This window comes from Streptomyces sp. NPDC107500 (assembly GCF_055582785.1).
Genome location: NZ_JBVJPF010000003.1, coordinates 300,128 through 311,945, shown reverse-complemented (window position 1 = coordinate 311,945; position 11,818 = coordinate 300,128). Strand labels below are relative to the sequence as shown.

General features: G+C 72.5%; 14 protein-coding genes. 9 read left to right on the top strand and 5 right to left on the bottom strand.

The annotated features are described in order from the left end of the window. Positions 1 to 130: 130 nt before the first annotated feature. Entirely contained in the window at positions 131 to 451 is a 321-nt protein-coding gene (gene fdxA / locus ACZ67M_RS13025) for a ferredoxin (protein WP_003973842.1), read from the top strand. A 111-nt stretch (positions 452 to 562) separates the two neighbouring features. Next, on the top strand, positions 563 to 1,660 hold the full coding sequence (locus ACZ67M_RS13020) for a bifunctional succinyldiaminopimelate transaminase/glutamate-prephenate aminotransferase (protein WP_453437676.1): 1,098 nt from the start codon (positions 563 to 565) through the stop codon (positions 1,658 to 1,660). Positions 1,661 to 1,874: 214 nt separating this feature from the next. Here the strand turns inward: ACZ67M_RS13020 and ACZ67M_RS13015 are convergent, their stop codons facing one another. Together ACZ67M_RS13015 and ACZ67M_RS13010 are read right to left on the bottom strand one after the other, a co-directional pair. Continuing rightward, positions 1,875 to 2,306, bottom strand: a complete 432-nt coding sequence (locus tag ACZ67M_RS13015) for an ATP-binding protein (RefSeq protein ID WP_122616071.1) — start codon at positions 2,304 to 2,306, stop codon at positions 1,875 to 1,877. A gap of 323 nt (positions 2,307 to 2,629) precedes the next feature. Beyond that, on the bottom strand, positions 2,630 to 3,610 hold the full coding sequence (locus ACZ67M_RS13010; protein WP_469850866.1) for a VldE C-terminal domain-containing protein: 981 nt from the start codon (positions 3,608 to 3,610) through the stop codon (positions 2,630 to 2,632). Between the two features lie 84 nt (positions 3,611 to 3,694). On the opposite strand from ACZ67M_RS13010, the gene dapE reads away from it, so the two are divergent. Continuing rightward, positions 3,695 to 4,774, top strand: coding sequence for a succinyl-diaminopimelate desuccinylase (dapE, locus tag ACZ67M_RS13005; RefSeq protein WP_469850864.1), 1,080 nt, complete (start codon positions 3,695 to 3,697; stop codon positions 4,772 to 4,774). Positions 4,775 to 4,892: 118 nt separating this feature from the next. Then, complete coding sequence (locus ACZ67M_RS13000; protein WP_161331088.1) at positions 4,893 to 5,651, top strand: LOG family protein; 759 nt, start codon at positions 4,893 to 4,895, stop codon at positions 5,649 to 5,651. A 51-nt stretch (positions 5,652 to 5,702) separates the two neighbouring features. Here ACZ67M_RS13000 and folP read toward each other — a convergent pair whose 3' ends face one another. Then, a complete protein-coding gene (gene folP, locus ACZ67M_RS12995) occupies positions 5,703 to 6,563 on the bottom strand; it encodes a dihydropteroate synthase (protein ID WP_361353589.1) in 861 nt (286 codons plus the stop codon). Positions 6,564 to 6,692: 129 nt separating this feature from the next. On the opposite strand from folP, the gene ACZ67M_RS12990 reads away from it, so the two are divergent. Then, positions 6,693 to 7,046 (top strand): DivIVA domain-containing protein, encoded by a 354-nt coding sequence (locus ACZ67M_RS12990; protein WP_185832674.1) that lies wholly within the window; start codon positions 6,693 to 6,695, stop codon positions 7,044 to 7,046. After that, positions 7,043 to 7,630: a DNA-3-methyladenine glycosylase I gene (locus ACZ67M_RS12985; RefSeq protein ID WP_392010466.1), complete on the top strand. Its 588-nt coding sequence runs from the start codon at positions 7,043 to 7,045 to the stop codon at positions 7,628 to 7,630. The genes ACZ67M_RS12990 and ACZ67M_RS12985 overlap by 4 nt, the downstream gene beginning before the upstream one ends. Before the next feature lie 94 nt (positions 7,631 to 7,724). Here the strand turns inward: ACZ67M_RS12985 and chcB are convergent, their stop codons facing one another. Then, positions 7,725 to 8,528 carry a 2-cyclohexenylcarbonyl CoA isomerase gene (chcB, locus tag ACZ67M_RS12980; RefSeq protein ID WP_385800919.1) on the bottom strand — a complete coding sequence of 268 codons (804 nt, stop codon included), beginning with the start codon at positions 8,526 to 8,528 and terminating at the stop codon, positions 7,725 to 7,727. Between the two features lie 349 nt (positions 8,529 to 8,877). Here chcB and ACZ67M_RS12975 point away from each other — a divergent pair, with 349 nt between their 5' ends. Then, entirely contained in the window at positions 8,878 to 9,045 is a 168-nt protein-coding gene (locus ACZ67M_RS12975) for a DUF3117 domain-containing protein (RefSeq protein ID WP_003966491.1), read from the top strand. Positions 9,046 to 9,136: 91 nt separating this feature from the next. Here ACZ67M_RS12975 and ACZ67M_RS12970 read toward each other — a convergent pair whose 3' ends face one another. Continuing rightward, the gene (locus ACZ67M_RS12970) at positions 9,137 to 9,835 is read right to left on the bottom strand and encodes a class I SAM-dependent methyltransferase (RefSeq protein ID WP_161331096.1); all 699 of its coding nucleotides are present in this window, start codon (positions 9,833 to 9,835) and stop codon (positions 9,137 to 9,139) included. A gap of 287 nt (positions 9,836 to 10,122) precedes the next feature. Here ACZ67M_RS12970 and sigE point away from each other — a divergent pair, with 287 nt between their 5' ends. Next, the gene (gene sigE, locus ACZ67M_RS12965) at positions 10,123 to 10,794 is read left to right on the top strand and encodes an RNA polymerase sigma factor SigE (RefSeq protein ID WP_122616079.1); all 672 of its coding nucleotides are present in this window, start codon (positions 10,123 to 10,125) and stop codon (positions 10,792 to 10,794) included. Next, positions 10,791 to 11,798 (top strand): anti-sigma factor family protein, encoded by a 1,008-nt coding sequence (locus tag ACZ67M_RS12960; protein WP_392099470.1) that lies wholly within the window; start codon positions 10,791 to 10,793, stop codon positions 11,796 to 11,798. The genes sigE and ACZ67M_RS12960 overlap by 4 nt, the downstream gene beginning before the upstream one ends. The last annotated feature ends 20 nt before the right edge of the window (positions 11,799 to 11,818 follow it).

Sequence of the window (11,818 nt, the reverse complement as noted above, 5' to 3'; positions counted from 1 at the left end):
ACCCCTCCTGTTCGGATCATGCCCAAGAACGGAGATACTAGGGGCGGGCATCGACGACGCCGCGCTCCCGCGCGCCAGGCGGCGGAGCCTGAAGAGGCCCGCCAGCGCCCTATCGAGGAGGAACGACAGCGTGACCTACGTCATCGCGCAGCCTTGTGTCGACGTGAAGGACAAGGCGTGCATCGAGGAGTGCCCGGTCGACTGCATCTACGAGGGCCAGCGGTCCTTGTACATCCACCCGGACGAATGCGTCGACTGTGGTGCCTGTGAGCCGGTCTGCCCGGTCGAGGCGATCTTCTACGAAGACGACACTCCGGAGGAGTGGAAGGACTACTACAAGGCGAACGTCGAGTTCTTCGACGAGCTCGGTTCGCCGGGCGGCGCCAGCAAGCTGGGTCTGATCGAGCGCGATCACCCCTTCGTCGCCGCGCTGCCGCCGCAGAACCAGTAAGAGCGGCCCGCACCAGCGCCGCCTCGGTCCCGTACGGCCTGATCGTCCCGATCGGCGCGGTACGGGACCGAGGCGTTTGCCGCAGGACGAAGACGAAAGAGAGCCAGCATCGTGTCCGCAGTCTCCGACCGGCTTCCCACCTTCCCCTGGGACAAGCTGGAGCCGTACAAGAAGACGGCCGCGGCCCACCCCGACGGCATCGTCGACCTCTCCGTCGGCACGCCGGTCGACCCGGTCCCCGAGCTGATCCAGAAGGCCCTGATCGACGCGGCGGACTCTCCGGGCTACCCGACCGTCTGGGGCACCCCGGCGCTGCGCGACGCGATCACCGGCTGGGTGGAGCGCCGCCTGGGCGCCCGCGACGTCACCCACCGCCACGTGCTCCCCATCGTCGGCTCCAAGGAACTCGTCGCCTGGCTCCCGACCCAGCTGGGCCTCGGCCCCGGCGACCGGGTGGCCTTCCCCCGCCTGGCCTACCCGACCTACGAGGTCGGCGCGCGCCTGGCCCGCGCGGAGTACGAGGCGTACGACGACCCGACCGACCTGGACCCGGCGGGGCTCAGGCTGCTGTGGCTCAACTCGCCGTCGAACCCGACCGGCAGGGTCCTGCCGAAGGCGGAGCTGACCCGGATCGTGGCCTGGGCCCGCGAGCACGGCGTCCTCGTGGTCTCCGACGAGTGCTACCTGGAGCTGGGCTGGGAGGCCGACCCGGTCTCCGTCCTGCACCCGGACGTCAACGGCGGTTCGTACGACGGCCTGGTGGCCGTGCACTCGCTCTCCAAGCGCTCCAACCTCGCCGGCTACCGCGCGGCCTTCCTGGCCGGCGACCCGGCCGTCCTGGGCCCGCTGCTGGAGATCCGCAAGCACGGCGGCATGATGACGTCGGCGCCGACGCAGGCGGCCGTGGTGGCGGCCCTCGGTGACGACGAGCACGTGCGCGTCCAGCGCGAGCGGTACGCGGCCCGCCGCACGGCGCTGCGCGAGGCGCTGCTCGGCCACGGCTTCCGCATCGAGCACAGCGAGGCCAGCCTCTACCTCTGGGCCACCCGCGACGAGTCCTGCTGGGACACGGTCGCCCACCTGGCCGAACGCGGCATCCTGGTGGCCCCCGGCGACTTCTACGGCCCCGCGGGCGACCACTTCGTCCGGGTGGCCCTGACGGCCACGGACGAACGCGTCCAGGCAGCGACAGCCCGCCTGAAGGCCTGAGGACACCCAACTTGACGGCCTGGCGGCCCGGCTGTGGGCAGTCGTTCCGCAGGGCGATGGGGGTACCTCCCATGCCCTTTAGGCAATGGGGGAGGGTGGGCACAGCCACCAGCGCCGGGTCACGGCCAACACACGCCCACCGCACGGACGTAGGCAAGCAAACGCCGGGGCCCAGGGAGAACAACCCTGGGCCCCGGCGCCGTACAGCCCGGCGCTAGCCGATCGGCAGACCCTGCACCGGCAGCCCACCCTTGCCCAGCGCGCTCGTCGGCAGCCCGCCCTTCGTGGCGGTCTGCGCCGTGTCACCGACGATGTCCCCGGTGAGACCCGCCACCTGCCCGGCGGCGCTCTGCGCGGCCGGGGTGGCCTTCTTGACGACCGAGCCACCGGTCTTGCCGGCCTTGGGCACGGCCTTCTTGACGGCCTTGCCGCCGGTGTCGCCCGCGGTCGCGGTCAGGCTCTGGGCGGCGGAGTCCACGGTGTTGCCGACGTTCGCGCCGTCCAGGGCGGTCAGTCCCCCGAGGTTGGGGGTGGCGGGCAGTTCGGGAGCCGCGCTGGCGGAGCCGGCCGCACCGACCCCGGCGGCCGCTCCCGCAGCGACGAGCAGCGCGGCACGGGCGATCCGGCGGGTCAGGGGGAGGGACATGATGCTCCTTCGACGGAAGTCAACTGGTGAGGTACCGAACCGATCCCGGCGGGTGATCCATCGGGCTCGGACGCAGTGACTACCGCTCGAAGGCGTCGAAGGTTGCGGCGGCGCAGTGTAAAGAGTTGGCAATGTGTCGCATTATCGGGTGCACAGAAAAACGGGCAAAAAGGCTCCGGTCGGAAAGTCTGCCGAATCCTTACAGCCCTTGATTTTCCCGAGCTGCGGAGGACTCGGGGGTGACCACGCGAAAAGGCGTGCTCCGCGTCGACCCGGGGCCCGCGCGCACAACCCGCGAGAGTGACGGATCGTACGGGTGACCGCTACCGCATGGACGTGATCCGCACCGGGCCCGCCGCCCGCTCCGCGCCCTGGGCGCCGCGGGTGCCCGACGGGGCCCACTTGCTGTCGGTGTTGCCCGCGGTCCACTCCCGGCCCGCGTACGAGACCCGCTCCACGTGCAGTGAGGAGGCGTTGGCCACCGCCCAGTGCGCCAACTGCCAGCCGCGCTGCCGCGGGTCCTCACCGGCGTCCGCGGCGCCGTCGGCGGCCACGGGCAGCGTCACGGTCCGCTCGTCGGCGCCGTCACCGGTGCCGGAGGCCGCGGCCGGTTCCGCCGAGACGCCGCCCGCCGTCGCGCCGGCCGGCTGGAACACCGCGCGCCCGAAGTCCCGCACCAGCGCCGCGCGTACCGCGTCCGGCCCCTTCTCCCGCGTCGCGCCGGGGCGGCCGTCGCAGGTCAGGGTCGCCGCGGACCGTCCGGTCAGGGCGGCCGCGAGCAGCGTGGCGTCCGGCTCGTGCTTGGCGTACGCGTCCGGGAAGGCGCTGCGCTGCACGCGCTGGGCGGCGTCGGTCAGTTCGAGGTCCTGGTACCCGGGGATCTCGACCAGGTGGTCGTAGAACAGGCCCGCCGAGTACGCCGGGTCCATGATCTTCTCCGGCGTGCCCCAGCCCTGCGAGGGGCGCTGCTGGAACAGGCCGAGCGAGTCCCGGTCGCCGTGGTCGAGGTTGCGCAGCGTGGACTCCTGAAGCGCGGTCGCCAGCGCTATCGTCACCGCCCGCTCCGGCAGCCTGCGCGCGGTGCCCACGGCGGTGATCGTCGCCGCGTTCACCGCCTGCTCCGGGGTGAACTCGTACGTCGTCCCCTCGCTCCCGCCGGAGACCACCTTGCAGCCGGGAGCGCCCGCGCCCCCGGTGACGTACTGCACCGCCAGATACCCGGCGACGGCGAACAGGGCCATGGCGGCCGCGCCGGTACGGACGAGACGGCCACGGCGCTTGGGCGACGGGGAGGGCTGAAGCACGCGTACAAGGTACTGGAGGGTAGGGTCCGGTGTACGCCGGGTACGCACAGTGCCCGAAAGGGCAGGGGCGTTAGGGTCGGAGCCATGGCCGACACCCCGCTTGACCTCACCCTGGACGCCGCCGAGCTTACCGCGCGGCTCGTCGACTTCCCCTCCGAGAGCGGCACCGAGAAGCCGCTGGCGGACGCGGTCGAGAGCGCCCTGCGCAGCCTGCCGCACCTGACGGTCGAGCGGTACGGCAACAACGTCGTCGCGCGGACCGACCTGGGCCGCGCGGAGCGCGTGATCCTGGCCGGCCACATCGACACCGTCCCCATCGCGGACAACGTGCCGTCCCGGCTGGACGAGGACGGCGTCCTGTGGGGCTGCGGCACCTGCGACATGAAGGCGGGCGTCGCGGTGCAGCTGCGCATCGCGGCCACCGTCCCGGCCCCCAACCGCGACCTGACCTTCGTCTTCTACGACAACGAAGAGGTCGCCGCCGACCTGAACGGCCTGAAGCACGTCGCCGAGGCGCACCCCGAGTGGCTGGAGGGCGACTTCGCGGTGCTCCTCGAACCGTCCGACGGGCAGGTGGAGGGCGGCTGCCAGGGCACCCTGCGGGTGCTGCTCAGGACGTCGGGGGAGCGGGCGCACTCGGCACGGAGCTGGATGGGCTCCAACGCGATCCACGCGGCCGCCCCGATCCTCGCCCGCCTGGCCGCGTACGAGCCCCGCTACCCGGTGATCGACGGCCTGGAGTACCGCGAGGGACTGAACGCGGTCGGCATCACGGGCGGGGTCGCCGGCAACGTCATCCCCGACGAGTGCGTGGTCACGGTCAACTTCCGCTACGCCCCCGACCGCAGCCCCGAGGACGCCCTCGCGCACGTGCGCGAGGTCTTCGCGGACTGCGGGGTGGCCGAGTTCGTGGTCGACGACCACAGCGGCGCGGCCCTGCCCGGCCTCTCCCACCCGGCCGCGGCCGCCTTCATCAAGGCGGTGGGCGGCACCCCGCAGCCCAAGTACGGCTGGACCGACGTGTCCCGCTTCTCGGCGCTCGGCGTACCGGCGGTGAACTACGGCCCGGGCAACCCCCATCTGGCGCACAAGCGGGACGAGCGGGTCGAGGTCGCGAAGGTCCTCGCGGGCGAGGAGCGCCTGCGGTCCTGGCTGACGGCTTGATCCACGCGCGCCGGAAACGGGTTTACCCCGGTGCGTGGCGGACATGCTGATGTCCCTCGTACGTAACCCGCGTAGATCTACGCTGAGGTGGAAGAACCTGCAACTGGAGGGAGCGCGCATGGCTACCGGCAACCCCGAGGGCAAGAAGCGGCCACCGGAGGAGCAGCGCCTGGGCCCTGTCCTCCGGCGGCGGACCCAGGTCCAGAAGAGCACCACGGACCAGCGCCTGCTGGACGAGCGCGCGCCGACGGACTGGGTGCACACCGACCCCTGGCGGGTCCTTCGCATCCAGTCGGAGTTCATCGAGGGCTTCGGCACGCTCGCCGAACTGCCCCCCGCCATCAGCGTCTTCGGCTCCGCCCGCACGCCGGTCGACTCGCCGGAGTACGACGCCGGTGTCCGGCTGGGCCGCGGCCTGGTCGAGGCGGGCTTCGCGGTCATCACCGGCGGCGGGCCCGGCGCCATGGAGGCGGCCAACAAGGGCGCCCTGGAGGCCGAGGGCACCTCGGTCGGCCTCGGCATCGAGCTGCCCTTCGAGCAGGGGCTCAACCCCTACGTCGACATCGGCCTGAACTTCCGCTACTTCTTCGTCCGCAAGATGATGTTCGTGAAGTACGCGCAGGGCTTCGTGGTCCTGCCCGGCGGTCTCGGCACCCTCGACGAACTCTTCGAGGCCCTCACGCTGGTGCAGACCCAGAAGGTCACCCGCTTCCCCATCGTCCTCTTCGGCTCCGAGTACTGGGGCGGCCTGATCGACTGGCTCCGCGGCACCCTGGTGGCCCAGGGCAAGGCCGCCGAGAAGGACCTCCTGCTCTTCCACGTCACGGACGACGTGGACGAGGCGGTAGCCCTCGTCTCCAAGGAGGCGGGCCGCTAGGGCCCCCTGGCTTCCGGCAGGGCGGGGGCTCCGGCTCCCGCCCCTACGCCTTCACGCCAGACCTCGCCGCGCCACCGCCGGCTCCCGGTGTCCCGCGATCGTCGCCACCATGTCCAGGACCTGCCGGGTCTCCTCCACCTCGTGCACCCGGTACACCCGCGCGCCCAGCCACGCCGAGACCGCCGTGGTCGCCAGCGTCCCGAGCACGCGCTCCTTCACCGGCCGGTCCAGGGTCTCCCCGACGAAGTCCTTGTTCGACAGGGACACCAGCACCGGCCACCCCGTGTCCACCATCTCCCCGAGCCGCCGCGTCGCCTCCAGACTGTGCCGGGTGTTCTTCCCGAAGTCGTGCCCGGGATCGATCAGCACCGACTCCCGCGGCACCCCCAGCGCCACCGCCCGCTCGGCCAGCCCCAGCGTCACCCGCAGGATGTCGGCCACCACGTCGTCGTACGTCACCCGGTGCGGCCGCGTCCGCGGCTCCGCGCCCCCGGCGTGCGTGCACACCAGCCCCACCCCGTACCGCGCGGCGACCTCCGCCAGCTTCGGGTCGACCCCGCCCCACGCGTCGTTCAGCAGGTCCGCCCCCGCCTCGCACACGGCCGCGCCGACCTCGTGCCGCCAGGTGTCCACGCTGATCACGACGTCCGGGAACCGCCGCCGCACCTCCGCGACGAACCCCACCGTCCGCCGCGCCTCCTCCTCGGCCGACACCTCGTCGCCGGGCCCGGCCTTCACCCCGCCGATGTCGATGATCGCGGCCCCCTCGGCCACCGCCCGCTCCACGCGCGCGAGGGCGGGCTCGTCGAGGAAGGTGGCGCCCTGGTCGTAGAAGGAGTCCGGGGTCCGGTTCACGATCGCCATGATCACCGGCTCGTGCGCCGCGAATTCACGCCTGCCCAGCCTGAGCATCCCCTGTGACATCTCCTCGTCCATACCGTTCTCTCGTCCCAGTGCCGTTGGCTGTCAGACTCGCATGGCACGATCGGACCCGACACAACCGACCCAACCGATCCGACCGTGGGGGCCTCAGCGATGGTCATGTTCCTGTTCCTCGTCATCGCGCTGGTCGTCGTGGTGGCCGGAGTGACGCTGGCCGTGGTGAGCGGCGGCGACAGCGGGCCGCTGCCCGACGCCGAGCCCGAACGGCTCCGGGACTCCCTGCCCCCCGACCGCCCGGTGGGCCGCCCGGACGTGGAACGGCTCCGCTTCCCCCTAGTCCTCCGCGGCTACCGCATGACGGACGTCGACGACGCCCTCGCCCGCCTCGGCGCCGAGCTGGCCGAGCGCGACTCCCGCATCGCCGACCTGGAGTCCGCCCTGGCCGGTGCCCGGGCCGCCGCCGCCCACCAGCACGTGGTGATGGACAAGCCGGCCCCGGAGGAGCAGCAGTGAGCACCGGCGAGGCGGTGGCCGGCCCGGACGGCGCGCTGCGCTGCCCCTGGGCCCTGTCCACCGCGGACTACGTGACGTACCACGACGAGGAATGGGGCAGGGCGGTCCACGGGGACGACGCCCTGTTCGAGCGGCTCAGCCTGGAAGCCTTCCAGTCCGGCCTGTCCTGGATCACCATCCTGCGCCGCCGCACCGGCTTCCGCGCGGCCTTCGCCGGCTTCGCGATCGCCGACGTGGCCGCCTTCACCGACGAGGACCGCGAGCGGCTCCTCGCCGACGAGGGCATCATCCGCAACCGCGCCAAGATCGACGCGACCCTCGCCAACGCGCGCGTGCTCGCCGACTGGGCACCGGGCGAGCTGGACGAGCTGATCTGGTCCCACGCCCCCGACCCGGCGGCCCGCCCCGCCCCGAAGACCCTCGCCGACGTCCCCGCCATCACCCCGGAGTCCACGGCACTGTCCAAGGCCCTGAAGAAGCGGGGCCTGCGCTTCGTGGGCCCCACGACGGCTTACGCCCTGATGCAGGCATGCGGCCTGGTAGACGACCACCTATCGACATGCGTGGCAAGAACCGCCCCGTAAGGGGCGCGGGGCAGTATCGATGTGCGGCTCCGCCGCGTGGGCGCGACCAGCCACAGCGAACCCGCACCCCGCGACGGCGCTCACACCCCTGATCTCACCGCCCCAAATACTTTGGCTTCCGCTTCTCGACGAACGCCCGCACCGCGATCGCGTGGTCCTCGGAGGAACCCGCCCGCGACTGCAGCTCGTCCTCCTTCTCCAGCGTCTCGGCGAGCGAGTGCGTCAGCCCGTACGCCATCGCCTCCTTCAGCGCCGCGTACGCCACCGTCGGCCCCTCGGCCAGCGCCCGCGCCGTCCGTTCGGCCTCGGCGCGCAGCTCGGCGGCGGGCACGACCCGGGTGGCGATGCCCAGCTCGTACGCCTCCTGGGCGGGGATGCTGCGCGGGAAGAGCAGCAGGTCGGCGGCGCGCCCGGGGCCGACGACACGCGGCAGCGTCCAGGAGATGCCCGAGTCCGCGGTGAGCGCGACCCCGGCGAAGGACGTGTTGAAGGCGGCGGTGTCCGCGACGATCCGGTAGTCCGCCGCCAGCGCGAAGCCGAGGCCCGCCCCGGCCGCCACGCCGTTCACGGCGGCGACCACCGGCTTCTCGGCGTCCGCGAGCGCCCGCACGATCGGGTTGTAGTGCTCGCGGACCGTGCTCATGGTCTCGCCCGAGCCCGTCTCCCGGTCGGCGGCCAGCAGCCCGATGTGCTCCTTGAGGTCCTGGCCGACGCAGAACGCCCGGTCCCCGGCGGCCGTCAGCAGCACGGCCCGTACCCCGCCGTCCGCCGCCGCGGAGCGCACCGCGTCCCGGAGCGCGACCTTGGTCTCGATGTTCAGCGCGTTCATCGCCTCGGGGCGGTTCAGCGTGATCGTCGCGAGCCCGTCGCTCACCTCGTAGAGCACGGTGTCGGCCATGGAATTCCCCTCCGCTTCGTCGCGTGTGTCGGGCAACAGCATGACGGAGATCGCCACCGACGCGGGGCTGCGGGGATGTGACCTGCGTCAAAGAATTCCGGTCCGTATCCATTCGGTGGAAGTGGGCGAGGGCGCGCAGTATCGCAGTCACATCCCCGAATTGAGTGGTTTTGCTCGCGCGCGTTGCCCAAGCGATGCCGACCGATGTTGGTCATCGGGTCCTGGGATGCGGGATAATGGCCGGGAAGCAATGTGTTCGATGCCGGTGTCGCGCGTCCGGGCCGGACTGCGCGTGCCCTCACGGGCCGTCGGCGGTGACGGTGAGCTGGTATCAGGAAGGGGAACGAGCATGGCGGCCATGAAGCCGCGGACGGGCGATGGCCCGCTCGAGGTGACCAAGGAGGGGCGGGGCATCGTCATGCGCGTTCCGCTCGAAGGCGGCGGGCGGCTCGTCGTCGAGCTGACCCCCGATGAGGCCGACGCGCTCGGCGACGCCCTCAAGAAGGTCGTCGGCTGACGCGCGAGCGACCATACCCGTTCAGTCGCCCCGGTGCCGCACGTGGTGCCGGGGCGCCTGTTTGTCCCAGGTGTTGCCGCAGGTGTTCCGGTCAGCGCTTCACGGCGCAGAGCAGCCCGTCGCCGACCGGCAGCAGCGACGGCACCAGCTCCTGGCTCTCGCGCACCGCGCGCAGGACCTCCCGCAGTCGCAGCACCTCGGTGGGCTGCGGTCCGGAGTCGATCGTCCGGCCCGCGCCGAAGACGCCCTCGAACGCGACGAGGCCGCCGGGGCGCAGCAGGCGCAACGATTCAGCGAGATAGTCCAGGTACTCCAGGCGGTCGCCGTCGCAGAAGACGAGGTCGTAGCCGGAGTCCGCGAGCCGGGGCAGCACGTCCAGGGCGCGCCCGGGGATGAACCGGGCCCGGTTGCTGGCGAAGCCCGCCGCGCGGAAGGCCTGGCGGGCGAACTGCTGGTGCTCCGGCTCCGGGTCGACCGTGGTCAGTACGCCGTCCGGTCGCATTCCGTGCAGCAGATGGATCCCGGAGACGCCGCAGCCGGTGCCGATCTCCGCGACCGCCTTCGCGTCCACGGCGGCGGCGAGCAGCCCCAGGGCCGAACCCGTGCCCGGGGTCACCGAGCGCAGACCCGCCTCGCGGGCCCGGTCACGTGCCCACAGCAGCGCGTCGTCCTCGGCGACATAGGCGTCGGAGAACGCCCAGCTCGTCTGCCGGTTGCCGGTAATGACCCTCTCCTGTCCCCGTTGTTGCCTCGGCGTGACTGTATCCGTTGGCGTCGGGAACCCGCAGATGGGACCGGTCGTTTAAAGGGGAGAGCAAAGAGGCGGACGAGCGGTCGGGGCCGGGACGGGGGCGGCGAATGGGCCAGGGCGTCGAGCAACTGGTGACGCAGCCGTACGAGCCGTGCCAGCACAGATCAAATTCTCGTAAAACCGCTTATCCGGAGCTAACGGGCGAGGTGGCTATGGTAGGGGCTCCACTGGACACCACCAGAGCCGACAGGGGAGGTGCGGCCGCACCCGCGGATCGGGGCGGAGTGCTGCGGCGCTTCCTCGGATCGGCAGGCAGGCCGAAATCCGTGAACGACACCGCTGCTGACCACAGCCACGCCGCCGGTCCCGCCACGGGACCCGCGCAGACCGCGACCTTCACCAGCGACGCGGACGGGCAGGCGTGGACTCCGCCCACCTGGGAGGAGATCGTCAGCACCCACAGCGGCCGGGTCTACCGCCTCGCCTATCGCCTCACCGGCAACCAGCACGACGCCGAGGACCTGACCCAGGAGGTCTTCGTCCGCGTCTTCAGGTCCCTGTCGACGTACACGCCGGGCACCTTCGAGGGCTGGCTGCACCGCATCACGACCAACCTCTTCCTGGACATGGTGCGCCGCAAGCAGCGCATCCGCTTCGACGCGCTCGGTGACGACGCGGCCGAGCGGCTGCCCAGCAAGGAGCCCACCCCGCAGCAGATCTTCCACGACGCCCACTTCGACGCGGACGTCCAGCAGGCGCTGGACACCCTCGCGCCCGAGTTCCGTGCCGCCGTCGTCCTGTGCGACATCGAGGGGCTGTCGTACGAGGAGATCGCCGCGACCCTCGGCGTCAAGCTCGGCACCGTCCGCTCGCGGATCCACCGCGGCCGCTCCCAGCTCCGCAAGGCGCTCGCCCACCGTTCACCCAAGTCGCGCGCCGAGCGTCGTTCCTTCGCGGCCGGCGTTCCCGCACTGGGAGGAGGGGGCACGAGCGCGTGAGTGGGTCACGGCCTGAATCCGAGGGACACCTCGCAGAGCAGCATCTGGGAGACCGACTCTCCGCCCTGGTGGACGGAGAGCTCGGTCATGACGCGCGTGAGCGCGTACTGGCGCACGTGGCGACCTGCCCGAAGTGCAAGACGGAGGTCGACGCGCAGCGCCGGTTGAAGAACGTCTTCGCGGAAGCCGCCCCGCCGGCCCCCTCCGAGAGCTTCCTGGCCCGCCTCCAGGGGCTGCCCGCGGGGGGTGACGGGGACGGCGGCCTGCCGCCGTTCGGCGGCGGGTTCGCCGACGACCTGACGGGGCTGCCCGGAAGGCTCGGCGGCCCCGGCGCCCTCGGCCCGAAGCGGGGCGAGCGCTTCGAGTTCGACTACGCGCCGCTGCGGCCGCACGCCTCCGTCCTGCCACCGTCCGCACCCGGACGGGGCTTCCGCATCCACGACGTGAGCCGCCAGGAGTCCGAGCGGTCGGCCTCGCGCGGACTGCGGTTCGCCTTCGCCGCCGCCGGCGCGGTCTCGCTGGCCGCCATCGCCCTGGGCGGCGTCACCATCGGCACGCCGGACCTCACCACCGACGCCCGCGGCTCGGGGAACGGCAGCAATGTGACGCCGACCCGGACCCAGGGCGCGGGAGCGGCCGCCACGTCCGAGAGCCAGCGCCGCCGCACGGCCGGTCCGCTGCTGGGGCAGGCCCAGGGGCAGCGGTCGCTCGGCGACGCCCCCGTCGCACCCACCACCGCCTCCGCGCCGCTGGTGCCGGGGCTGCCCGCGGCCGACGCCCGCCGGCAGGCCGTGCACGCGCTGACCGCCCCGGTGACGGCCGGTGCCGCCGCGATGTCCCCGTTGATACGTCCGCTGGAGGCGGTGCCGCCGCTCTCGCTCGCGTCCTGGTCGACGGCGCCCGAGGTCCGGCCGCCCGGCCTGTTCGCCGCCCCCGCCCCCGACCCGGCCGTGTCTCCGGCGCCGACGGCGTCGTCGGCCTCCTCGCACCGTCCGGTCCGCTGACGGGCTCTGCGCGCCGGGCC

What these genes read in the sequence shown, in the direction of transcription:
- ACZ67M_RS13000 (WP_161331088.1), top strand. Translation starts at nt 4,893, where the DNA reads ATGGCTACCGGCAACCCCGAGGGCAAGAAGCGGCCACCGGAGGAGCAG.
- folP (WP_361353589.1), bottom strand. Translation starts at nt 6,563, where the DNA reads ATGCTCAGGCTGGGCAGGCGTGAATTCGCGGCGCACGAGCCGGTGATC.
- chcB (WP_385800919.1), bottom strand. Translation starts at nt 8,528, where the DNA reads ATGGCCGACACCGTGCTCTACGAGGTGAGCGACGGGCTCGCGACGATC.
- dapE (WP_469850864.1), top strand. Translation starts at nt 3,695, where the DNA reads ATGGCCGACACCCCGCTTGACCTCACCCTGGACGCCGCCGAGCTTACC.
- ACZ67M_RS13015 (WP_122616071.1), bottom strand. Translation starts at nt 2,306, where the DNA reads ATGTCCCTCCCCCTGACCCGCCGGATCGCCCGTGCCGCGCTGCTCGTC.
- ACZ67M_RS12990 (WP_185832674.1), top strand. Translation starts at nt 6,693, where the DNA reads ATGTTCCTGTTCCTCGTCATCGCGCTGGTCGTCGTGGTGGCCGGAGTG.
- ACZ67M_RS12975 (WP_003966491.1), top strand. Translation starts at nt 8,878, where the DNA reads ATGGCGGCCATGAAGCCGCGGACGGGCGATGGCCCGCTCGAGGTGACC.